Annotated in this window: 21 protein-coding genes; 12 read left to right on the top strand and 9 right to left on the bottom strand. The window is 60.8% G+C overall.

What is annotated here, in order from left to right:
- Positions 1-2 precede the first annotated feature (2 nt).
- Together V0R37_RS11335 and V0R37_RS11330 are read left to right on the top strand one after the other, a co-directional pair.
- A complete protein-coding gene (locus tag V0R37_RS11335; protein WP_420374610.1) occupies positions 3-749 on the top strand; it encodes an SDR family oxidoreductase in 747 nt (248 codons plus the stop codon).
- A 27-nt stretch (positions 750-776) separates the two neighbouring features.
- Positions 777-1,634, top strand: coding sequence for a fumarylacetoacetate hydrolase family protein (locus tag V0R37_RS11330; protein WP_420374609.1), 858 nt, complete (start codon positions 777-779; stop codon positions 1,632-1,634).
- Positions 1,635-1,688: 54 nt separating this feature from the next.
- On the opposite strand, the gene V0R37_RS11325 is transcribed toward V0R37_RS11330, so the two are convergent.
- Genes V0R37_RS11325 through V0R37_RS11295 form a run of 7 tightly spaced genes read right to left on the bottom strand, consistent with a single transcriptional unit; the run spans position 1,689 to position 8,131 of the window.
- Entirely contained in the window at positions 1,689-2,444 is a 756-nt protein-coding gene (locus V0R37_RS11325) for an SDR family oxidoreductase (RefSeq protein WP_420374608.1), read from the bottom strand.
- Entirely contained in the window at positions 2,441-3,244 is an 804-nt protein-coding gene (locus V0R37_RS11320) for a FadR/GntR family transcriptional regulator (RefSeq protein ID WP_420374607.1), read from the bottom strand. Before V0R37_RS11320 ends, V0R37_RS11325 begins: the two co-directional genes overlap by 4 nt.
- Positions 3,245-3,294: 50 nt before the next feature.
- Complete coding sequence (locus V0R37_RS11315) at positions 3,295-4,353, bottom strand: Ldh family oxidoreductase (protein WP_420374606.1); 1,059 nt, start codon at positions 4,351-4,353, stop codon at positions 3,295-3,297.
- Entirely contained in the window at positions 4,353-5,111 is a 759-nt protein-coding gene (locus tag V0R37_RS11310; protein ID WP_420374605.1) for an SDR family NAD(P)-dependent oxidoreductase, read from the bottom strand. The genes V0R37_RS11315 and V0R37_RS11310 overlap by 1 nt, the downstream gene beginning before the upstream one ends.
- A 48-nt stretch (positions 5,112-5,159) precedes the next feature.
- Entirely contained in the window at positions 5,160-6,668 is a 1,509-nt protein-coding gene (locus V0R37_RS11305) for a tripartite tricarboxylate transporter permease (RefSeq protein WP_420374604.1), read from the bottom strand.
- Between the two features lie 15 nt (positions 6,669-6,683).
- Positions 6,684-7,157: a tripartite tricarboxylate transporter TctB family protein gene (locus tag V0R37_RS11300; protein WP_420374603.1), complete on the bottom strand. Its 474-nt coding sequence runs from the start codon at positions 7,155-7,157 to the stop codon at positions 6,684-6,686.
- Positions 7,158-7,162: 5 nt separating this feature from the next.
- Positions 7,163-8,131, bottom strand: a complete 969-nt coding sequence (locus V0R37_RS11295) for a tripartite tricarboxylate transporter substrate binding protein (protein ID WP_420374602.1) — start codon at positions 8,129-8,131, stop codon at positions 7,163-7,165.
- Between the two features lie 286 nt (positions 8,132-8,417).
- On the opposite strand from V0R37_RS11295, the gene V0R37_RS11290 reads away from it, so the two are divergent.
- From V0R37_RS11290 to V0R37_RS11260, 7 genes are all read left to right on the top strand, one after another.
- Positions 8,418-9,962 carry a UxaA family hydrolase gene (locus V0R37_RS11290; RefSeq protein ID WP_420374720.1) on the top strand — a complete coding sequence of 515 codons (1,545 nt, stop codon included), beginning with the start codon at positions 8,418-8,420 and terminating at the stop codon, positions 9,960-9,962.
- Positions 9,963-10,018: 56 nt separating this feature from the next.
- Positions 10,019-11,746, top strand: coding sequence for an IlvD/Edd family dehydratase (locus V0R37_RS11285; protein ID WP_420374601.1), 1,728 nt, complete (start codon positions 10,019-10,021; stop codon positions 11,744-11,746).
- Between the two features lie 10 nt (positions 11,747-11,756).
- The gene (locus V0R37_RS11280; protein ID WP_420374600.1) at positions 11,757-12,722 is read left to right on the top strand and encodes a C-terminal binding protein; all 966 of its coding nucleotides are present in this window, start codon (positions 11,757-11,759) and stop codon (positions 12,720-12,722) included.
- A 28-nt stretch (positions 12,723-12,750) separates the two neighbouring features.
- A complete protein-coding gene (locus tag V0R37_RS11275; RefSeq protein WP_420374599.1) occupies positions 12,751-13,842 on the top strand; it encodes an ABC transporter ATP-binding protein in 1,092 nt (363 codons plus the stop codon).
- Between the two features lie 65 nt (positions 13,843-13,907).
- Positions 13,908-15,221: an ABC transporter substrate-binding protein gene (locus tag V0R37_RS11270; protein WP_420374598.1), complete on the top strand. Its 1,314-nt coding sequence runs from the start codon at positions 13,908-13,910 to the stop codon at positions 15,219-15,221.
- Between the two features lie 91 nt (positions 15,222-15,312).
- Positions 15,313-16,212, top strand: coding sequence for a carbohydrate ABC transporter permease (locus V0R37_RS11265; protein ID WP_420374597.1), 900 nt, complete (start codon positions 15,313-15,315; stop codon positions 16,210-16,212).
- Positions 16,209-17,087, top strand: coding sequence for a carbohydrate ABC transporter permease (locus V0R37_RS11260; RefSeq protein ID WP_420374596.1), 879 nt, complete (start codon positions 16,209-16,211; stop codon positions 17,085-17,087). Before V0R37_RS11265 ends, V0R37_RS11260 begins: the two co-directional genes overlap by 4 nt.
- Before the next feature lie 59 nt (positions 17,088-17,146).
- On the opposite strand, the gene V0R37_RS11255 is transcribed toward V0R37_RS11260, so the two are convergent.
- Positions 17,147-17,860, bottom strand: coding sequence for a DUF2238 domain-containing protein (locus tag V0R37_RS11255; RefSeq protein WP_420374595.1), 714 nt, complete (start codon positions 17,858-17,860; stop codon positions 17,147-17,149).
- Positions 17,861-17,870: 10 nt separating this feature from the next.
- Positions 17,871-19,079, bottom strand: a complete 1,209-nt coding sequence (locus V0R37_RS11250; protein ID WP_420374594.1) for an MFS transporter — start codon at positions 19,077-19,079, stop codon at positions 17,871-17,873.
- 128 nt (positions 19,080-19,207) lie between these two features.
- Here V0R37_RS11250 and V0R37_RS11245 point away from each other — a divergent pair, with 128 nt between their 5' ends.
- From V0R37_RS11245 to V0R37_RS11235, 3 genes are all read left to right on the top strand, one after another.
- A complete protein-coding gene (locus V0R37_RS11245; RefSeq protein ID WP_420374593.1) occupies positions 19,208-19,633 on the top strand; it encodes an ACP-like domain-containing protein in 426 nt (141 codons plus the stop codon).
- Positions 19,634-19,739: 106 nt separating this feature from the next.
- Positions 19,740-20,417, top strand: a complete 678-nt coding sequence (locus V0R37_RS11240; protein WP_420374592.1) for a response regulator — start codon at positions 19,740-19,742, stop codon at positions 20,415-20,417.
- Entirely contained in the window at positions 20,410-21,870 is a 1,461-nt protein-coding gene (locus V0R37_RS11235) for a sensor histidine kinase (protein ID WP_420374591.1), read from the top strand. Before V0R37_RS11240 ends, V0R37_RS11235 begins: the two co-directional genes overlap by 8 nt.
- Positions 21,871-21,894: the final 24 nt, after the last annotated feature.

The following is a 21,894-nucleotide window of genomic DNA, read 5'->3' as shown; positions in this document are numbered from 1 at the left end:
TCATGAGCGGACGCTTGGCGGGAAAGACCGCGCTGGTGACGGCGGCGGGGCAGGGAATAGGGCGGGCCACGGCCGAACTGTTCATTCAAGAGGGGGCGCAGGTTATTGCCACTGACATCGATCCGGGCCTGCTGGCGAGCCTGGATGGTTGCAGAACGCGGCAACTGGACGTTACGCGGCCGGCCCAGATTCAGGCCTTGGCCGACGAGCTGGGCGCCATCGACGTGCTGTTCAATTGCGCCGGCTATGTCCACGACGGGTCCATACTGGATTGCGACGACGATGCCTGGCGCTTTTCTTTCGAACTGAATGTGGCGTCGATGTACCATACGATGCGGGCCTTCTTGCCCGGCATGCTCAAGCAGCGGCGTGGCTCCATCGTCAATATGTCGTCGGCCGCGTCCAGCGTCAAGGGAGTTCCGAACCGTTTCGTCTATGGCGCGACCAAGGCGGCGGTCATCGGCATGACCAAATCGGTGGCCGCCGATTTCGTTGCCCAGGGCGTGCGCTGCAACGCAATCTGCCCCGGCACGGTGGAGTCCCCATCACTGGGGAACCGGATCGCCGCGCAGGCGGGCAAGTATGGCAAGTCCCAGGAGCAGGTGCGCGCCGATTTCATCGCGCGCCAGCCCATAGGGCGCGTAGGCCGGCCACGGGAAGTCGCCGCGCTGGCGCTGTACCTGGCATCGGACGAATCATCATTTACAACGGGTGCATTGCACGTGATCGACGGCGGTTGGTCTAACTGACACGCCACTAACCATAGAGAGCAATTTATGAAACTACTACGTTACGGACCGATTGGACGCGAGAAGCCAGGCTGTCTTGATCGGGACGGCAAGATCCGGGACCTGTCGGGCGTGTTGCCTGACATTACGGCGCAAACCCTGCAGGCGGACCAGTTGAAGTCGCTGGCCGCGACGGATATATCCTCGCTGCCGGTGGTCGAGAATCCCGGCCGCTTGGGCACCCCCTACAGCGGCATGGGCAAGTTCATTTGCGTGGGCCTGAACTACAGCGATCACGCGGCGGAAACCGGGGCGGACATACCCAAGGAGCCCATACTGTTCAACAAATGGTCGGCACCGACTGGCCCCAATGATCCCGTGGTCATGCCGCGCGGCTCGCAAAAGACAGACTGGGAAGTCGAGCTGGGGGTCGTCATAGGCCGCAAGGCGCGCTATGTGGACAAGGCTCGGGCGCTGGACTTTGTTGCCGGCTATTGCGTGGTGAACGACGTGTCGGAGCGCGAGTACCAGATCGAGCGCGGCGGCACCTGGGACAAGGGCAAGGGCTGCGACACCTTCGGCCCCGTTGGGCCATGGCTGGTGACGGCCGACGAAGTGGCCGATCCGCAAAACCTGGCAATGTGGCTGGACGTCAATGGCAAGCGCTTCCAGGACGGCAGCACCCGCACCATGATCTTCGATGTGGCTCATCTGGTGCACTACATAAGCCAGTTCGTCACCTTGAATCCGGGCGACTTGATCTCCACCGGTACCCCTCCGGGCGTGGGCCTGGGCCAGAAGCCGCCCCTGTACCTGAAGGCGGGTGATGTCATGCGACTAGGCATCGAAGGCCTGGGCGAGCAGGAGCAGAAGGTATACGCTTGGGATGCAAGCCTGCTGGATTGACGGCGGGCAGCCTCCGCCTGGTGGAGCGCGGAGGCTTTGCCGCAAGGCAAGAGGTCAGCCGCGGCCGATATAGGGCATGTTGGTTGCCATGACGGTCATGAACTGCACATTGGCGTCCAACGGCAGGCTGGCCATGTAAAGCACGGCGTCGGCCACGTGCTTGACATCCATAAGGGGTTCGGGCCGGGTCGAGCCGTCGGCCTGCAAGACGCCGCTGCTCATGGCTTCCGTCATTTCGCTGGCGGCGTTGCCGATGTCGATCTGGCCGCAGGCGATGCCGTATTTGCGGCCGTCCAGCGACGTGGCTTTGGTCAGCCCCGTGATGGCGTGCTTGGTCGCGGTGTACGACACGGCATGAGGGCGCGGCGCATGGGCCGAGATCGATCCATTGTTGATGATGCGCCCGCCGCGCGGTTGCTGTTCCTTCATCAGGCGAAAAGCGCCTTGGGTGCAAAGGAAGGCGCCGGTCAGATTGATGTCCACGGCCGCCTTCCACTGTTCGTAATCCAATTCTTCAAGCGAGACGGAGCGAGCGAAGATGCCGGCATTGTTGAACAGGAGGTCCAGGCGGCCGAACTGTTCCTTTATCTTGCCGAACAATTGATTGACCTCGTCGGGGTGGCTGACATCGGTCGGCACCACCAGGGAGCGCGCGCCGTGGGCGCCGCCTTCCCGGGCGGTGGCCTCAAGGGGTTCTTTGCGGCGCCCGGCCAGCGCGACCGAGTAGCCGTTTTGCATCAGGGCCAGCGCAATGCTTTTTCCGATTCCCGATCCCGCTCCTGTGACGAGTGCGAATTTTTCCGTAGTCATTTCATCAATTCCTTTTTCTTGCTTGTCTTGGCCGCCTTGGTCTTTGCGGCGGCCTTGGCATTGATCGGCCCGCGCGGAACCGCCGTCCTGCGGCGCTTGGGCGTTTCCGTCAGGCTGGAAGTCAGGCGCTTGAACGCAACCCCCATATGTTCCTGCATGGCAATACGCGCCTGCTCCGGGTCTTTGGCTCGCAAGGCTTTGAGTATCTTGCGATGCTCGGCGATGGCCTGGGGCCATACATCGCCGGATTCGAAATGGCTGTGCAACTGATCGAAGAGCGGGCCCATGCGCAGGTCGAAAAGCTGTTTTACCACGCCCACGAGCACACTGTTTCCGGTGGCCTCGGCGATACGCACATGGAACAGCTGATCGGCTTCCAGGGGGACGAGGCCCGATTCGGTGTCGGCAGCCATGATGTCGATGGCTTCGTCAATGGCATCGAAGTGCGCTTTGCGCCCGACCTTCGCGGCCGTTGCCGCCACTTCGCCTTCCAGCAGCGCGCGTGCCCGTATGACTTCCAGCGGGCCTTCCTCTTGGGACAGATCATACTTCGTCGAGGGTTGCGCCGGTGGATTGCACACATAAATACCCGAACCCATATGGACTTCGATATAGCCCTGCACTTCAAGAGAGATCAGGGCTTCGCGCAGCGAAGGGCGGCTGACGCCCAACTGCACGGCAAGGTCGCGCTCGGCAGGAAGGCGCGAACCCGGCGGGAATTCGCCGGCCACGATCAGCGTGCGAAGCTGCTCGCTGATTTGGCGGTACAGGCGTTGGGGTTCGATGATCTTGATGGGCATGGGCTGATGTTTCCTGGCGCGCATTATACGTTGAGCCTCCGCGCGGGGTTCTAGCCAGAGGCTTGGGGAAACGGCAGGCCATAGCGGGCTGCGCATTGGGTCAGCATTGCGGGGATCGTGGGGTGCAGGGCGATGCCGTTCTGTTGTTGTTCGGATCGCAGCGCCAGGCCGCGGTCGCCCGGCATGCGGACTGCGGCGCCCCCGGGCCTGGGAGGATTGTCGCGGCATATCTGGCCAATGTGGTCGGTCTGCCGTGCAAACGCGCTTGAGCCGCCGAAGGCTTCAGGGTCGTGCAGGCTAAGGAAAACCGTTGCTCCCCAGCCTTCGGGCGGATCCGTCCTGCCATGGCCAGCCAATCCGCCTGTCAGCGCTTCTATCATCAGGGCCATGCCGAAACCCTTGTGGCCCGCTGTGGTGCCGCCCAGCGGCATGATGGTGCCGGGAGGATCGGCCGACAGCACGGCGGGATCGCGGCTGGGGCGGCCTTGCGCATCAAGCAGGCATTCGTCGCCGAACTGCTGGCCCGCTTTTTGCAGGCGGCCGCACATACCGTTGGTGACTATGGACGCCGAGATGTCCACCAGGAAAGGCGTGCCGGATGTGGGAATGCCCATGGCGATGGGGTTGGGTGTAAAGACGGCTTGAGTGCCGCCGTACGGAGCAACGCTGGCTCCGTTGGGATCGGAACTGGCCAGGGTGATAAGCATGCCGTTTTCAGCCGCACGCAGCAGGTAGGCGGCCAGGCAGGCAATATGATGACTGCGCCGTATGACCAGGGTGGCGGTGCCGAACTCGCGTGCACGCGGAATAAGGATGTCTATGCCCTGCCGGACCAGCCAGGGGCCGGGGAGTCGCCGACCGTCCCATAGCAAGGACGCGCCCCGGTCGGACAGCGTTTCGGGCATGCCGGCCACTTCCATGGTCTTGTTTTCGATTTCTTTTATGTAGGGAGCCAGCAGGGCCAGGCCGTGGGTATCGTGGCCCAGCAAGTCGCCTTCAACCAGGGTGTCGGCGACGGCCTCGGCGGGGGCGGCGGCCATGCCGGCCGCTTGCAGCAGCCCCTGGGAAAAATCGCGCAGCGCCTGGGCGGAGTATCGTTGCGGGTCCATTAGTAAGTAGCCCTTCCGCCGGATATATCGAAGGTGGCGCCTGTGGAAAACGAACAGTCCTCGGAGCAGAGCCAGGCTACCAGCGCGGCGATCTCCTCGGTCTTGCCGAACCGGTTCATGGGTATTTTCGACAGCATGTAATCGATATGTTCTTGCGTCATCTGGTCGAAGATGGCGGTGCGCACGGCGGCGGGCGTTACGCAGTTGACCGTGATCCCGGTTTTGGCAAGCTCTTTGCCCAGCGATTTGGTCAGGGCAATGACGGCGGCCTTTGACGCGCTGTAAGCCGATGCATTGGGGTTGCCTTCCTTGCCCGCCACGGAGGCGATATTCACGATGCGCCCGTAATTCTTGGAGCGCATGTACGGAGCGATGGCGCGGCAGCAAAGAAAAGGTCCGCGCAGGTTGACGCGCATGACCCGGTCCCATTCGGCCACGGGGTATTCCCAAACGCTGGTGTTGGGACCGGTGATGCCCGCGCTATTGACCAGGATGTCGATGGCGCCAGCGGCTTTGGCGGTGGCGTCGGCCGCCGACTGAACGGATGCCTCATCGCTGACATCGACTTGTTCGACGCGGGCATGCTGCGCTCCCAGCGCGGCTTGCGCCGTTTCAAGTGCTTGCTTGTCGCGGTCCCACAGGCTGACGGTGGCCCCGCCTTCCACCAGGCGGGTGGCAATAGCCAAGCCGATGCCCGCCGCTCCCCCGGTGATGGCAGCATGGCGGCCCGAGAAGTTGTAATGATTGTGAACCGCCATGCGATCTCCTTTTTCAATATGGTTGAAGCGACTTCGGTGGCTATTCATTTACTGGCCAGGAAGAATGTGAAGCGCCTGTTTTTTTCTGAAATGGCGCATAAACAGCGGGAGCAGCCATATCAGTATGGTGATGACACCCAGTGTTCCCGCAATGGGCCGGTCAAAAAATGCGATGATGTTGCCGTCGGACTTGATGACGGAACTGATGTAGTTTTCTTCCAGCATGGTGCCCAGGACGACGCCCAGTATGGTGGGTGCGATGGGGAAGCCGTTCTCTTCCATGAGGTAGGCCAGTACCCCGAAGGTCAGCATGACGCCGACGTCGAAGATGCTGTTATTGATGGCATAGGAGCCGACGATGCAGAACAGCAGAATAAGCGGCATCAGGATATTGCGCGGCGTGCGCAGTATGTGCTTGGACAGCTTGATAAGCGCATAGCCCAGGGGCAGCATAAGCAGGTTGGCCAGGATGAAAACAATGAAGATGGAATACATGGACACCGGGTTGTTGATGAAGATCATTGGCCCGGGGTTCAGGTCTTTCATATAGAGGACGCCGATCACGATAGCGGTGATGGAGTCGCCGGGTATGCCGAACACCAGCGCCGGAATCCATGCGCCGGCCAGCGAGGCATTGTTTGCGGAACTGGCTTCGACGATGCCCTCAGGGTGCCCAGTGCCGAATTTTTCGGGCTCTTTGGAGAACTTCTTGCTGATCGCGTAAGACATATACGCCGCGATATCGGCCCCCGCGCCGGGCAGGGCGCCCACGACTGTACCCAGCACGCTGCCGCGCATGACCGACTTGGGATACTTGGCGACGAGCCTTAGGGTGCCTGAAAAGACCTTGTCTATGCTTCCGGTGAAATTTCCACTTTCCTTGGCGGAGTTGACGGCATAGCGCAAAACCTCGGATACCGCGAACATGCCGACCATGACGGGTACAAGCGAAAGGCCACTAAGCATGGCATCGCTGCCAAAGGTGAAGCGCGGATAGCCAGTGGGGTTACCCATGCCCACGCAGGTAATCATTAGCCCCAGAAAAAGCGAGACAAATCCCTTGAGCGGGTCGGCCGAGGCAATGAAGATCGCGCAGGTCAGGCCCAGCAGTACCAGCCAGAAATACTCGTATGAGGAAAATTGGAGAGCCAATTCGGCCAGGGCTGGCGCCGCGGCGATGAGCACGGCTGTGCCGAACAGACCGCCTATGCAGGAACAAACAAGGCCGCCGCCCAGGGCCAGTTCGGTCTTGCCTTTTTTGGTCAGTTGATAGGCTTCATCGGTATAGGCGGCCGAAGCCGGGGTGCCAGGTATGCGCAACAGGCAGCCCGGGACGTCGCCCGAAAAAATAGCCATGGCGGTGGCTGTGACCATGGCGGCAATGGCGGGAACCGGCGGCATGAAAAAGGTGACCGGCACCAGCAAGGCCACAGCCATGGTGGCGCTTAGCCCGGGGATGGCTCCGACGAACAAGCCGTAGGTGGCCGAAAGAAAGATGACTAACAGGACATGCAGTTCAAAGACCTGTCCGAAGGCGGCAATGAGGTTTTCCAGCATGAGATTGGTTTCCTTCTACCAGGCGATCGAGTCAAGAATGCCCCAGGGCAGGGGCACTTCCAGGAGCTTGTAAAAAAGGAAATGAATGACTAGCGCGCCTGCGATGGCTACAGGTATTGCTGTTCGAAGGCGAACGCGAAATACAAGATACAGTGCCAGCTGCAGAAGGAAGGCGGCTGGAATGAAGCCCAGGCTTTCCGAGAACCATACGTACAGAATCAGCGAAGTCGGCACCAGCAGAAAACCCGCCAGGGTCCGCGCATGGCGGAACTCTGGCGGGAAGCTCAGCCAAGGAGATCTTGCAGGAGCGCGCAGGTCGCGCCGCGCGAGCAGCACGGCGCAAATGACCAGGCCGGCCCCGATCAGGGTGGGAAACATGCCTGGCCCGACATCCTGACCAGGCATGAGCGGCAGGGTCTGCGCATACCAAATAATGGCAATCCCCGCCAGGCCTATCAATAGGCCTGCGAGCAAGTTGCTGATTTTCATGGCGCCTACTTGGCCAAGCCCAGTGTGCGCAATGTTTCGCCCATGGCGGCATCGCCATCGTCCATGAACTTGGCGAAACCGGCGCGATCGGCATAAGCGATACCGAATCCGCGCTTGCTCATGAACTCTTTGAATTCCGCGCTTTCATTGATTTTTTTCAGGGCCGCTTCCATTTTGACCTGGACATCTTCGGGCAAACCCTTGGGCCCGGCTATGCCGCGCCACACGCCCATTTTCCAGTCACTGCCGGTAGCGGCTTTGAGCGTTGGAACCTTGGGATAGAGCGCGGATGGGCCTTCGGCCATGACGACTAGCGGCCGGGCCTTGCCGGCATCGATCATTGCGCGAGCTTCGGGCAGTGCGGCGGGGACGATGTCGATGCCGCCGGCGGCCAATTCCAGCATGGCCGGCGCGGCGCCATTGGATGGGACGAAAGGAACGGCGTTGATGTCGATGTTCAGGCTTTTAAGCATGCCGGCCAGCGCAATATGCCAGATGCCGCCTTGGCCGGTGCCCGAGGCCTTGAGCTTGCCGGGGTTGGCCTTGATGGCCTTGAGCAGGTCGTCCATGTTTTGATAGGGCGATTCCTGGCTGACGGTGATCGCCGCCGGACCGATATTCATCAAGCCCAGGGCGGTGTAGTCCTTGGGCGTGAGCTTGGTAAGGCCCTGGTGATGCATCATGGAAATTTCCACAGTCAGCATGCCCAGGGTGTAGCCGTCGGGCTTGGCGCTGGCTATGGCCTGATGGCCGACCACGCCATTGCCGCCGGCGCGGTTGACGACGTTGACCGGGTTGCCCAATTCCTTTTCAAGCAAGGTGCCCACAATGCGCGCCGTGGCATCCGTACCGCCGCCCGCCGCCCATGGGACGATGATGGTAATGGGCCGTTCGGGCCAGGCGGCGCTGGCGATGCTCGATGCAAAAATGGCTGCGGCGGCAGCCGTGAATTTTATGGTGGTTTTAATGCTCATCTTGTCGTCCTCCGGGGGTGGTTCTTTTATAGGGAATGGCACTGGAGCTGCAGAGTGAAGCGTCGTTCTACTTGTTTATTGTTATGAGTCTCGGTAAGGCGGCCTGACCGATAAGGCGTAGAGTTTCATACCGAAAAAAAACTGTCAAGCTATTTTGGTATTACCACTTTACCTGTCGAATTTTATGTAATAGACTGCTTTCACATTGCCGCGAAAAGGCAGCCAGCGAACCTTCGGGCCGCTGTCATAGAACCAAGCAGGAGACAACGTGGTCCAAGAAACCGTGGTGCCGGCCGGGTCCATCGGCCGATCCAATTCCGCGCAGCTGGCAATACGCCTGAGCCCTAATGACGATGTCCTGATTGCAACCCGCGACATCAAGCCGGGCACGGCCATACCGGGCGAACAGCTTGTTTCTACCGATGCCATTCCGGCGGGGCACAAGATGGCGGTGCACGCCATCGCAAGCGGCGCTCCCGTGCGCCGCTACAACCAGATCATAGGCTTTGCCACGCGCGACATCGCCGCTGGCCAGCACATTCATCTGCACAACATGGCCATGCACGATTTCCAGCGCGACTACGATTTTTGCGCCGACGTGCGTCCACAGCAAGCTCCCGCGGAAGCGCTTACCTTCAATGGCATTGTCCGCGCAGACGGGCGCGTGGCCACGCGCAACTACATCGGCATCGTCAGTAGCGTGAACTGTTCGGCCACGGTCTGCCGCCAGATAGCCGACGCTTTCCGCGGCGATGCCCTGGCCGATTTCCCCAATGTCGACGGCATCGTTTCCATTACTCATAAAACAGGCTGTGGAATGGCCTCGGCCGGTGAAGGCATAGACCTTCTTCGACGGGTCATCGCCGGCTATATCCGCCATCCTAATTTTGCCGCCGTGGTATTCATCGGCCTGGGCTGCGAGTCCAACCAGATTTCATCGCTGCTTGGCGCCGAGAACCTGCACGAATCCGAACGCCTGCACACCATGACCATCCAGGACATGGGCGGCACACGCAAGACCATAGAAGAAGGGGTTCAGCTTATTCGCAGCCTGCTGCCGCGGGCCAATCAGGTATCGCGCCAGCCGGTGCCTATCAGCCATATCACCGTGGGCTTGCAATGCGGCGGGTCCGACGGCTATTCGGGCATCAGCGCCAACCCCGCGCTGGGCGCGGCCATGGATATCCTGGTACGGCATGGCGGCACCGCCATTCTTAGCGAGACCCCGGAAATATATGGGGCCGAGCATCTGTTGACGCGCCGCGCGATAACGCGGGAAGTGGGCGAAAAACTGGTGCAGCGCATCCACTGGTGGGAAGACTATACGCAGCGCCTGGGCGGCGAGATGAACAACAATCCATCGCCGGGAAACAAGGCCGGCGGCCTTACGACCATACTGGAAAAATCGCTGGGAGCGGTCGCCAAGGCGGGCACCAGCAACTTGTCGGACGTGGTCGAATACGCGCAGCCGGTGCAAAGCCACGGATTGGTTTTCATGGACACGCCGGGATACGACCCGGTGTCCGCGACCGGACAAGTGGCCGGCGGCGCCAACGTCATCTGTTTCACGACCGGCCGCGGCTCGGTATACGGCTGCAAGCCGTCGCCATCCATCAAGCTGGCCACCAATTCTCTTATGTATCAGCGCATGAGCGAAGACATGGATATCAATTGCGGGCAGATTCTCGATGGCGGCAAAACCGTCCAGGAAATCGGCCAGCAAATATTCCAGCGCATCATCGAGGTTGCATCGGGCAGCCGCAGTAAAAGCGAAGAGCACGGATTCGGCGAAGACGAATTCGCGCCTTGGGTACTCGGCCCCACCATGTAGTGCCGGCCGGAAAAGATAGCGGTATCTGATGATTATTCGGAAAAGGGAGCATGGCCTTGAGCAATAAAGAACGTCCGGTGCGCCGCAGCCAGGCCTGGTTTGGCCGGCAGGATCGCGATGGCTTCATTTACCGGTCCTGGATGAAGAATCGCGGCATTCCCCACGATCAGTTCGATGGCCGGCCGGTCATTGGCATTTGCAACACCTATTCCGAACTGACGCCCTGCAATTCGCATTTTCGAGGCTTGGCCGAACAGGTAAAGATAGGCGTCTGGGAGGCCGGCGGCTTTCCGCTGGAATTTCCCGTCATGTCGCTGGGCGAGACGCTGTTGCGGCCCACCGCCATGCTGTTCCGCAACCTGGCCAGCATGGACGTCGAAGAGTCCATACGCGGCAACCCCCTGGACGGCATTGTTTTGCTGATGGGCTGCGACAAGACCACGCCCTCTCTGCTCATGGGCGCGTCGTCCTGCGACCTTCCCACCATAGGCGTGTCGGGCGGACCCATGCTCAACGGCAAGTACCGGGGCGGCGAACTGGGCTCCGGCACCGATGTCTGGAAAATGTCCGAGGACGTCCGGGCGGGCAACATGAGCCAGGAAGAATTCTTCGAAGCCGAAAGCTGCATGCATCGCTCGCATGGGCATTGCATGACCATGGGAACGGCTTCGACCATGGCCAGCATGGTCGAAGCGCTGGGCATGAGCCTGCCGGGCAATGCGGCCATTCCGGCCGTGGACGCGCGCCGCAATGTGCTGGCGCGCGCCTCGGGGCGGCGCATTGTCCAGATGGTCAAGGATGATCTGGTCATGTCCCGCATCCTGACGCGGGCGGCTTTCGAAAACGCTATACGGGTCAATGCCGCCATAGGCGGGTCGACCAATGCGGTCATCCATCTGTTGGCCATCGCGGGCCGCATAGGCGTGGACCTGACGCTGGACGACTGGGACAAGCTGGGCCATGGACTGCCCTGCCTGGTGGACTTGCAGCCGTCCGGCCGCCATCTGATGGAAGATTTCTATTATGCGGGCGGCCTGCCGGCCGTCATACGCGAACTGGAATCCGTCATCGACCGCGGTGCGCTGACCGTCAACGGCAATACCCTTTGGGACAACTGCAAGGACGCGCCCAACTGGAATCGCGAGGTCATTCGCGCTTTCAACGAACCTTTCAAGCCCGATGCCGGCATCGCCGTCCTGCGCGGCAACCTATGCCCCGATGGCGCGGTGATCAAGCCTTCAGCCGCCACGCCGGCCCTGCTCAAGCATACGGGCCGCGCAGTGGTGTTCGAGAACAGCGATCACATGCATCAGCGGCTCGATGACGAAAGCCTGGATGTCGACGAAAACTGCATTCTGGTCCTGAAAAATTGCGGCCCCAAGGGCTACCCGGGCATGGCCGAGGCCGGCAATATGCCGCTGCCGCCCAAGGTGCTGCGCAAGGGCATCACCGACATGGTGCGCATTTCGGACGCCCGCATGAGCGGCACCGCGTATGGTTCGGTGGTGCTGCATGTGGCTCCCGAAGCCGCAGCCGGCGGTCCCTTGGCGCTGGTCCAGGACGGCGATATGATCGAACTCGACGTGCCCGCCCGAACGCTGCACTTGCAAGTGTCCGATGCCGAACTCGATCGCCGCCGCGCCGCATGGAGCCCGCCGCCCGCGCCGATGCACCGCGGCTGGGTCAAGCTGTATGTGGACCACGTGCAGCAGGCCGACAAGGGCGCCGATCTGGATTTCCTGGTCGGCAAGAGCGGCGCCGGGGTCCCCAAGGATAGTCACTAGGGATGCACGCATGAAGGTACTCATTACCGATTACGACTTTCCCGACCTGGAACTCGAACAGTCCCTGTACGGCGCGGCCGGCATCGAATTGATCGTGGCCCAATGCCGCAGCGAAACCGACGTCATCGACGCCTCGGCGGGCTGTCAGGGTCTGCTGGTCCAGTATGCGCCCGTCAATAAAAGGGTATTTACGGCTAGGCCGGATATCCGTATAGTCAGCCGCTATGGGGCCGGCTACGATACCGTTGATGTGGCCGATGCCCGGGAACACGGGGTGTGGGTCAGTAATTCGCCCGATTACGGAGTGGGCGAAGTGGCCACGCATGCCTTGGCCATGATGCTTGCGCTGCTGCGGCATATTGCCTTCTACGATCGCGACGTCAAGGCCGGAAAATGGCATTTCACGTCGGCGGGGACGATGCGCCGCGTATCCGACATGACGCTGGGCATACTTGGCTTGGGCCGCATCGGCAAGCGCATGGCTTATATTGCCGGCCCCAGTTTCAAGCGCGTCATCGCCTGCGATCCCCACATTATCGATGGCGATTTCCCGGCTAATGTGGAACGGGTCGGGTTGCAAGAGCTTTTTTCCGCCAGCGATGCGCTTACGCTGCATGTGCCGCTTACGGCCCAGACGCGCGGCATCGTTGGCTCTGATCTGCTGGGCTTGATGAAGCCGGGCAGCGTGCTGGTCAATACGTCTCGCGGGCCCGTGGTCGATACCGGCGCCTTGCTCGATGCGCTCGACCGGGGTGTGCTGGATGCCGCGGCGCTGGACGTGCTGCCTGTCGAGCCTCCGAAGACGGACTCGCGCATCGTTCAGCATCCCAGGGTGCTGCTGTCGCCCCACGCCGCTTTTTATTCCCAGACGGCCGAGCGCGAGTTGCGGCGCAAGGCGGCGCAGAACCTGATCGATTGGGCCCACACAGGCAGGCCCACTTATGTTGTGGCAGAAGGAAGGAGCAGTCATCCGTAAGTAGCGCAAACACACAAAGGAACGACGCATGGCATCAGTGCAGATACGGGCAATACAGAAGTATTTCGGCGGCACGCAGGTCATACGGGGCGTGGACATCGACATCGAGGACGGCCAGTTCGCCGTGCTTGTCGGCCCTTCCGGTTGCGGCAAATCCACCCTGCTGCGCATGCTTGCGGGCCTTGAACAAATCACCGAAGGCGAAATCCTGATCAACGGGCGGGTGGTCAACGACGTACCGCCCAAAGAGCGCGACATCGCCATGGTGTTCCAGAACTATGCCCTGTATCCGCACATGACGGTGTTCGACAACATGGCCTTTTCGCTCATGCTGGCCAAGATAGACAAGGAAACCGTGCGGCAACGCGTTGATCGCGCCTCCGAAATTCTTGGCCTGGGCGAGCTGCTGCATCGCTACCCGCGCCAGTTGTCCGGAGGCCAGCGCCAGCGCGTGGCCATGGGCCGGGCCATCGTGCGCGACCCTCAGGTCTTTCTGTTCGACGAGCCACTGTCCAATCTGGATGCCAAGCTGCGCGTGCAGATGCGGGCCGAGATCAAGGCGCTGCATCAGCGCCTGCGCACCACATCGGTATACGTCACCCATGACCAGATCGAAGCCATGACCATGGCCGACCAGATCCTCGTCATGCGCGACGGCATTGTCGAACAACGCGGAAAACCCCTGGATCTCTACGACCGTCCCGACAATCTGTTTGTTGCTGGCTTCATCGGCTCGCCGGCCATGAACTTGATTCCGGCTGTGTTGCGGCGGGACCAGGGTGACGGTGCCCAGGTCGAGTTCACCGATGGTACGCGCCTGCCCGCGCCGCGACGCGGCGGAGCCGTCGGGGGCCAGGATGGCCAGGCTGTAATTTACGGTGTGCGGCCCGAACACCTGTTTATCGATAGTACGGGCCAGGGCATGAAGACCGAAGTCGGTGTGGTGGAGCCGACGGGCGCCAATACGGAAGTCTATTCCCGATTCTGCAATACGGACCTGATATCCATTTTTCGCGAACGGCACGATTTTTCCGCCGGGGACAGTCTGCGGCTCATGCCCGATCACGAGCGCACGCATCTGTTCGACGCCGAAACCGGCAAGGCGCTGGTCAGCAGTTGAAGTAGGTAATTCGAAGTGTAGGCCGCTTTATACGGAACTTGTTCCATCAACCAAGGAGTGGAGACATGACAAAACTTACAAGACGCGATTTCCTGGTGTCTACGGCATCGGTCGCGGCAGCATCGGCATTGGGCGGCGGTAGCGCCCACGCCGCGGAAACCCTGAACATCCAGCCCGAGAAAGACGCCAAGCTGCGCGTGCTTCGGTGGAAGCGTTTCGTGCAGGGCGACGAAGAACTCTGGATGGCCAATACCAAGAAGTTCACCGACAAAACGGGTATCGAGGTCCGTGTCGACAATGAAGGCTGGGAAGATCTTCGGCCCAAGGCCGCCGTTGCCGCGAACGTGGGCAGCGGACCCGACATCGTCATCGGCTGGTTCGACGATCCGCATCAGTATCCCGACAAGCTGGTGGACCTGTCCGACGTGGCCAACTACCTGGACAAAAAGTACGGCGGCTGGTACGACGTGTGCAAGCGCTACGGCATGCGCGGCGACAGATGGATAGCCATGACGCTGGGCGTCGTGGGCAATGCGCTGTGCTATCGCGAAAGCCAGGTCAAGGCGGCCGGCTTCGACGGCGTGCCCAAGGATACGGCAGGCTTCCTGAAGCTGTGCCAGGCGCTGAAGGCCAAGGGTACGCCTTGCGGGTTTGCGCTGGGCAAGGCGGTGGGCGACGGCAATAACTGGGCGCATTGGCTGCTGTGGTCGCATGGCGGCATGATGGTCGATACCAAGGGCAATGTGGTCATCGATTCGCCCGAGACCATCGCGGCACTGGAATATGCCCAGGAACTTTACAAGACCTTTGTGCCCGGCACACTGTCGTGGCAGGATCCGTCCAACAACAAGGCGTTCCTGGACGGGCAGGTCAGTATGACCGCCAACGGAATCTCGGTGTATTACGCAGCCAAGAATTCCAAGGATCCGAAGATGAAAGCGATGGCGGACGACATCCAGCATGCGCACCTGCCCATCGGACCCATCGGCAAGCCCACCGAGCTTATGCAGATCACGCAAATGATGCTGTTCAAGCACTCCAAGTATCCGAATGCGGCCAAGGCTTACATGCAATTCATGATGGAAGCCGATCAGTACAACCCCTGGATGGAAGCAGCCATTGGGTACGTCAGCCAGCCGCTGAAGGCCTACGAGGCCAACCCGATCTGGACCGCCGATCCCAAGCACACGGTATACCGCGACGCGGCGGCGCTCATGCTGGACAACGGCCATGCGGGACCGCTGGGCACAGCATCGGCGGCCGTGATGGCCGACTATGTCGTGCTCGACATGATCGCCAATGCGGCCAGCGGAGCCAAGACGCCCAAAGAGGCGGCTGCGCAGGCGGCGGAACGGGCCAAGCGCTACTACAAGACCTAAGGGCCGATGCCCGGGTGGCCGGGCGCTTCGGCTTCCTGCCTGCTTCGGCGATGCCGGGGCGGGCAGGGCGGCCTTCAATCCGGGAAAGAACATGCTTTCACGCGTAATGAACAACAGCAATGTCCTGGGGCTGATCTTCATGCTGCCCCTGGTCATTATCCTGGTGCTATTCCTGACTTACCCCTTGGGATTGGGAATCTGGCTGGGTTTTACCGACGCCAAGATAGGGCGGGCCGGAGAATGGATAGGCCTGGGCAACTATGCCTACCTGATAGGCGACTCGGTCAGCCAGTTGGCCCTGTTCAACACCATCTTCTATACGGTGATTGCCAGCATACTGAAATTCATACTGGGCCTGTGGCTGGCGCTGCTGCTGAACAAGAACCTGCCTTTCAAGGCATTCTTTCGTTCCATCGTGCTGCTGCCCTGGATCGTGCCCACCGCCCTGTCGGCGCTGGCCTTCTGGTGGATATACGATGCGCAGTTCTCCATCATCAGCTGGACCCTCGTCAAGCTGGGCCTCATCGATACCTACATCAATTTCCTGGGCGACCCCTGGATGGCACGGTATTCGACCATATTCGCCAATGTGTGGCGCGGCATTCCGTTCGTGGCCATTACTCTGCTGGCCGGCTTGCAGACGATCTCGCCGGCGCTGTATGAAGCGGCCTCGATCGACGGCGTGACGCCGTGGCAGCAGTTCCGCTATGTGACCCTGCCCTTGCTCACGCCCATCATCGCGGTGGTCATGACCTTCTCGGTGCTTTTCACGTTCACCGATTTCCAGCTTATCTACGTGCTGACGCGAGGCGGTCCCCTGAACGCCACCCACCTGATGACGACCCTGTCCTTCCAGCGCGCCATACCGGGCGGATCGCTGGGCGAAGGCGCCGCATTGGCCATCATGATGATTCCCTTCCTGCTGGCGGCCATCATGTTTTCCTACTTCGGGCTGCAGCGCCGCGCCTGGCAACGGGGAGAAGACAAATGAAGAAACGCAAAACGCAGGACCTGGACCAGCAGGGCATGGATTATCTGCAATCCTTGCCGCGCCGCTGGGTCACCATCTACATCCCCTTGGGCATCTTCATTTTCGTGCTGCTGTTTCCGTTTTATTGGATGGCCATGACGGCATTCAAGCCTAACGAGGAGATGCTCAGCAGCGTCAATCCCTTCTGGGTCGTCGCGCCCACGCTCAGTCACTTCAAGCATTTGCTGTTCGATACCCCCTTCCCCGGCTGGCTATGGAATACCGTCATCGTATCGACGGCCGCCACCATCATTTCGCTGGCGGCCAGCGTATTCGCGGCCTATGCGATTGAGCGCCTGCGCTTCCAGGGATCCAAGCAGGTCGGTCTGGGCATATTCTTCGCGTATCTGATTCCGCCTTCCATATTGTTCATCCCGCTGGCGGCGATTGTGTTCCAGCTAGGCCTGTTCGATACCCGCATGGCCTTGATCCTTACCTATCCAACCTTCCTAATACCATTCTGCACCTGGCTGCTTATGGGCTATTTCCGATCCATTCCTTACGAGCTTGAAGAGTGCGCGCTGATCGACGGCGCCACACGCTGGCAGATCCTGATCAAGATCATCCTGCCGCTGGCCGTGCCGGGCCTGATTTCGGCCGGCATCTTCGCCTTCACCTTGTCATGGAACGAGTTCATCTACGCCCTTACCTTCATTTCCTCGTCGGAAATCAAGACCGTGCCGGTGGGTATCGTCACCGAGCTGGTCGAAGGCGATGTCTATCATTGGGGCGCACTGATGGCGGGCGCATTGCTGGGGTCCCTGCCGGTGGCCATCGTCTATTCCTTTTTCGTCGAGTACTACGTCTCGGGCATGACCGGCGCCGTCAAGGAATAAAAGAATGGCGGGGCCGTAAAGCGGGCGCGCCATGCACAAGCGCGGGGGGCCGCCGCGCCTTAGCGGCCGGAGGCGGGCTTTTTCATGGTGTGCGACCATTCCCAGGCCAGATCGCGCCGCAGCCGCAAGTTGATTGCGGCAGCCGCAAGCATGGCTATCAATGCGCCCAGGGCGGCCAGCCCCATGTCCTTGTGCGCGTCCCAGATATCGCCCTGGGTTCCCAGGTATTGCATGCCTAGGTTGCCGCCGAACAGCATGGCCGCTCCCCATTCGATCAGCTCATACAGCGCGGAAGTGCTCAGGGTGAAATCCAGCGGCAGGAAGTAGGCCCAGAAACCGCGCACCTCGACGATGCGCAGGAAAAATTCCCGGATGGGGTAGGCCAGCAGCAGTCCGTAGGAAAAATGGACCAGCCGGTCGTAGTGGTTGCGCTCCCATCCGAAGACACTGTTCAAGGTGTGGCCGGTAAGCGCCTGCCACCATCGGTCGTAGGGCACTTCGGAATAGGTATAGTGCGAACCCAAGGTATGCAGGGCCAGGAACAGCAGGATCAGCAGCAGCGAGACGTTTGAAAAACGGAATAGCCGCCGTATGAACCAGAGCAGGCCGAACAGGCCCGCGACCAGCATGTTTTCCAGCAGCCAGGCGGGACGATCGATGGGTTCGATCGCCAGGGCCAGCCATAACAGGAAGTAGGCCGCGGCGGCCAGCTTCACCGCGATGCGGCCCGCAGGACGTTGTTCCGGCAAGGCCTGAATGGGCTCCGCAGTCATCCGTATGCTCCTAAGGCAGGATTTTTCTTGCCAGCCAGGCCAGCGCGGTCAGGGCCAGCACGGCCAATACGCTGAAAATAATAACAGCGGGCGCCAAACCCCAATGGTCGGCCAAGCGGCCCACGGCAATGACCGGGACGGAAGCGCCAATATATGCAATCGAAAAATAGGTGGCCATGTTGGCGCTGCGCCGGCTTTCGTCGGAATTCTGTCCGGCGATCAGGGTGCTTGCCATGAAGCATAGGCCCTGGCCGGACCCGGCCAGTATCATGGCGATCAGAAAGGCCCAGGCGCTGTCCGCCCAGATCCCTATGCAAAGGGCGATCAGGAAGCCGGCCAGCGTCAGCAGGCCAAGGACCAGTCCCTTCCTGGGTGCGATATTGCGTTGCGAAAGTTGCGTGGCAGCGGAGGCCGCCGAAAGAATCAGGAAAGCGATGCCGGGTACGGCCGGGCCTTTCCATGGCAATAGGTTGTACAGGAATGATGGCACCAGGGATGCCAGCAGACTGCCCGCCGCAAATTGCGTAAAGGCGGCGGCGCTCGCCAGAAGAAAGGGAGCTCGAGTCGCCTTGCTTGGCAGAGCCAGCTTGGGGGTGATAGACAGGCGCGCCCGGGCGCCGGAGCGCGGCGCGAAGGTATGGCGTGACCGCCAGGTAAGCCAAAGATTGCCCAGCGCCAGTGCGGCGACGACGAAGTAGGACAGGCGCAGCGGCGCAATCCCTGTCTGCGCCAGCAGGCCGCTTAGCAATGGACCCAGGCCCACGCCAACGGCGATCGAGGCCGACGTTGTGACCGAGGCGATACGGCGATCGTTCCTGGGGTGCGTGTCCACCAGCGCAAAAGCGCCCGCTGTGGTCAATAGGCCATTGGCCAAGCCGATGATTCCCCGTGCAAAGAGTAAGGCGTTGATACTCGATGCTACGCCTGACAGCAGCAGGCCCAGCGTCATCAGCATCAGGGAGGAGCAAACCACTGTGTATCGGCTCAGTGTATCCGAGAGTCTGCCCAGGCACAGCAGGGCCGTCAGCACGCCCACCATATACAGCGAATAAATATAAGTCAGCTCGCTGGGCTGCAGCCGCCAGTCCGCCTGGTACAAGGGGTATAGCGGCGAGGGCAGCGAACTTGTCGCAAAGCCCATGGTCAGGGCAAAGGCAACAGCCATGAAGCCGCCCCAGCGATTCAGGAAGGGGGGAAACCTGGCGGCGGCGGGATGCATATGAATTATTTGCTTAAGATAGTTGTAGCAAGCGTTAATTTGATACGGGCGCTTACAGGCCGGCCGTATGGCCGATGGTATAAAAAAAACAGGAGCAGGCGCTACGCCTGGAACAACAAGGACTATCCATGACCCGTAATTTAACAGCAATAGCAGGCGTGATGATGTGTGTTGGATTGGCTGCTTGCTCGACACCCAAAGACGCCCGGGAACTTTCGCAGAAAACCGTGGAATACGGCTGCGGGCCCGGCTCGGACCAGCCGCTGACGGTGCAGTACACCTTCCAGGGCGATGAGCCCTTGGCCGCCAAGGTCATCTACCAGAATCAAGCCGTGGACCTGACCCGCGCAACCACCAGCAATGCGGATATGGTGGGCAATACGTTCCGTGGCAATGGCTATACCTGGACGACCGAAAAATTCACCCGTGAAAACGCCGGTCAGGTGAATGGCAATATGCTGACACAGGAAACGCGGCAGACGGTCAGCGGTACGAATTCCTCGGTCGGCAATGTGCTGGTCAAGGACTGCAAGGCGCAATCCGTAGCGTCATGATCTTTCGCTAGCCGTGCCGGGGCGCCCATTGGGGTAAGGCGCCATGGAGCCGTCCGGGCTTACAGGATAAACTTTGACATCCTGTAAGCCCGGACGGCTGTTATCAATGCGCATACTACTTGTGGAAGATGAAAGCGAACTGGCACACTGGCTGACGCGCAGCCTGGCGCGGCATGGAGGCTTCGTCGCCGATTGGGCCGATGACGCCGAACTGGCCGAACGCCGGCTTGCCCTGGAAGAGTTCGATGCCATCATTCTGGACCTGGGCCTGCCGGGCATGGATGGGCACACATTTCTGGCCCGGTTAAGGGCGCGCGACGACCGTACGCCGGTATTGGTCCTGACGGCCCGCGACTCGCTGGCCGAGCGCATCGATACCTTGCATGAAGGCGCCGACGATTTCCTGCGCAAGCCGTTTGTCATCGAAGAGCTGGAAGCGCGCCTCGTTGCGCTGATCCGCCGCAGTCGAGGGCGCGAGCATCCGCGGCTGGCGCTGGGGGATCTCAGCCTGGACACCTCGGCCCAGCGGTTCACTGTGGCCGGCCAGCCGCTGGCGCTGTCGCCGCGCGAGTTTGCCGTGTTGAAAGTGCTTATACAGCGTAGCGGCGAACCCATATCGAAGCAGCAGATACTTGACCGCATCGCATCCGACGACCGCGAGATCAACCTGGAGGCGGTCGAGGTGCTGGTGCATCGCTTGCGCAAGAAGCTGATAAACACCGGCACGCAGATCGAAACGCTGCGCGGCATGGGCTACTGCCTGGAAGCGGCGAGCCATGTTTAAGTCCTTGAAGGGCCGCGAGCCTGGACTTAAATCGATACTGCTATGGTGGCTGGTGCCGGCCCTGGTGGTTTTCATGATGACGGCCTTGTGGCTGTCCAACCACATGCTGCGGTCCCAGATCAATATTGCCTATGACCGTTCGCTGGCTGGCGCCTTGCGCTCCATAGATCATCAGATATCGACCGCAAGCGGAGGGCTGTCGATAGAGCTGCCTTATCTGATGCTGGAGTTCTTCGAGCTGACGGCCAACGAAAACGTGTACTACCGGGTAATGACCGAGGACGGCCTGGCCGATATCGGCAATCAGCAGCTGCCTTTGCCCGAGCGCACGCTCGTGTCCGGGGTGCCCCAGTATTACACAGCCGAATACCTGGGCGAAACCGTGCGCATCGCCGCCTTGGCCAGAGCCATGGACCCACCCTTGTACAACAACCGTGGGGGGCGGGTCATAGTGCTTGTCGGCGAGGACATCGATACGCGCGAAGCCTTCATCCAATCCATGCTATTGCGCTCCATAGGGCGCGACCTGGTGACCGTGGCCCTGGTGATACTGATCGTCGTATTCGGCGTGCTTTTCGCCGTGCGCCCCTTGTCCCGGTTGCGCCAGGAGGTCGAGGGACGCCATCATGACGATCTGCGCCCCATCGAGGCGCGGGGCATTCCCGCCGAAGTGCAGCCCCTGGTTACCGCCATCAACCTGCACATGGAGCGCTATGCGCAGCAGGCACGGCTGCAAAGCCAGTTTCTGGACGATGCGTCGCATCAGCTGCGCACGCCGCTGACCGTCCTGCGCGCGCAACTGGGCTATGCCTTGCGCGAATCCGATCCGCAGGAAATCCGCTCGGCCCTGCTGGCCATGGGGGAAGGCCTGGACAGGGCGGTGCGTACCGCCAACCAGATGCTCTCGCTGGCCAGGGCGCGGGACAACATATCTTTTGAAACCGGCGAGGGCCTGGAGCAGGTCGATCTCTTGCAATTGGCGCGCGGCATACTGAAAGACGTCTACCCGATAGCGCGCGCCAAGCGCCTGGATCTGGGCTTGGAAGGAGGGGATGAGCCGGTGCTCATCTGGGGGCTGGAATGGCAGGTACGGGAGGCCATCGTCAACCTGGTCGACAATGCCTTGCGCTATACGCCCAACGGAGGCATCATCACCGTCGGCGTCAGACGGGAGGGAGCCAACGCCATGGTCGTGGTCGAGGACAACGGCGCCGGGATGTCGCAGTCCGACATCGATCGTGCGGGCCTGCGCTTCCGGCGCGGCAAGGCAGGCAAGAATACCGCGGGAGCCGGTCTTGGCCTGGCTATCGTCCAGGCCATCATGCAGCGCCATCGCGGCCGCTTTCATCTTGAATCCTTGCCTCAGGGTTGCCGTGCGACATTAGTGTTTTCCCTTAATTTTCCCACGGACGAGGCCTTCGAAACCCATAATCCGAAAACTGAAAGCCTTTAGAAAGGAAAGCTTTCGTACGCTTGC

The organism is Pollutimonas rozaliensis, from assembly GCF_048751585.1.
Lineage (GTDB): Bacteria > Pseudomonadota > Gammaproteobacteria > Burkholderiales > Burkholderiaceae_B.
The sequence above is the reverse complement of the archived record's forward strand: the minus strand, read 5'-3'. Positions and strand labels throughout refer to the sequence as shown.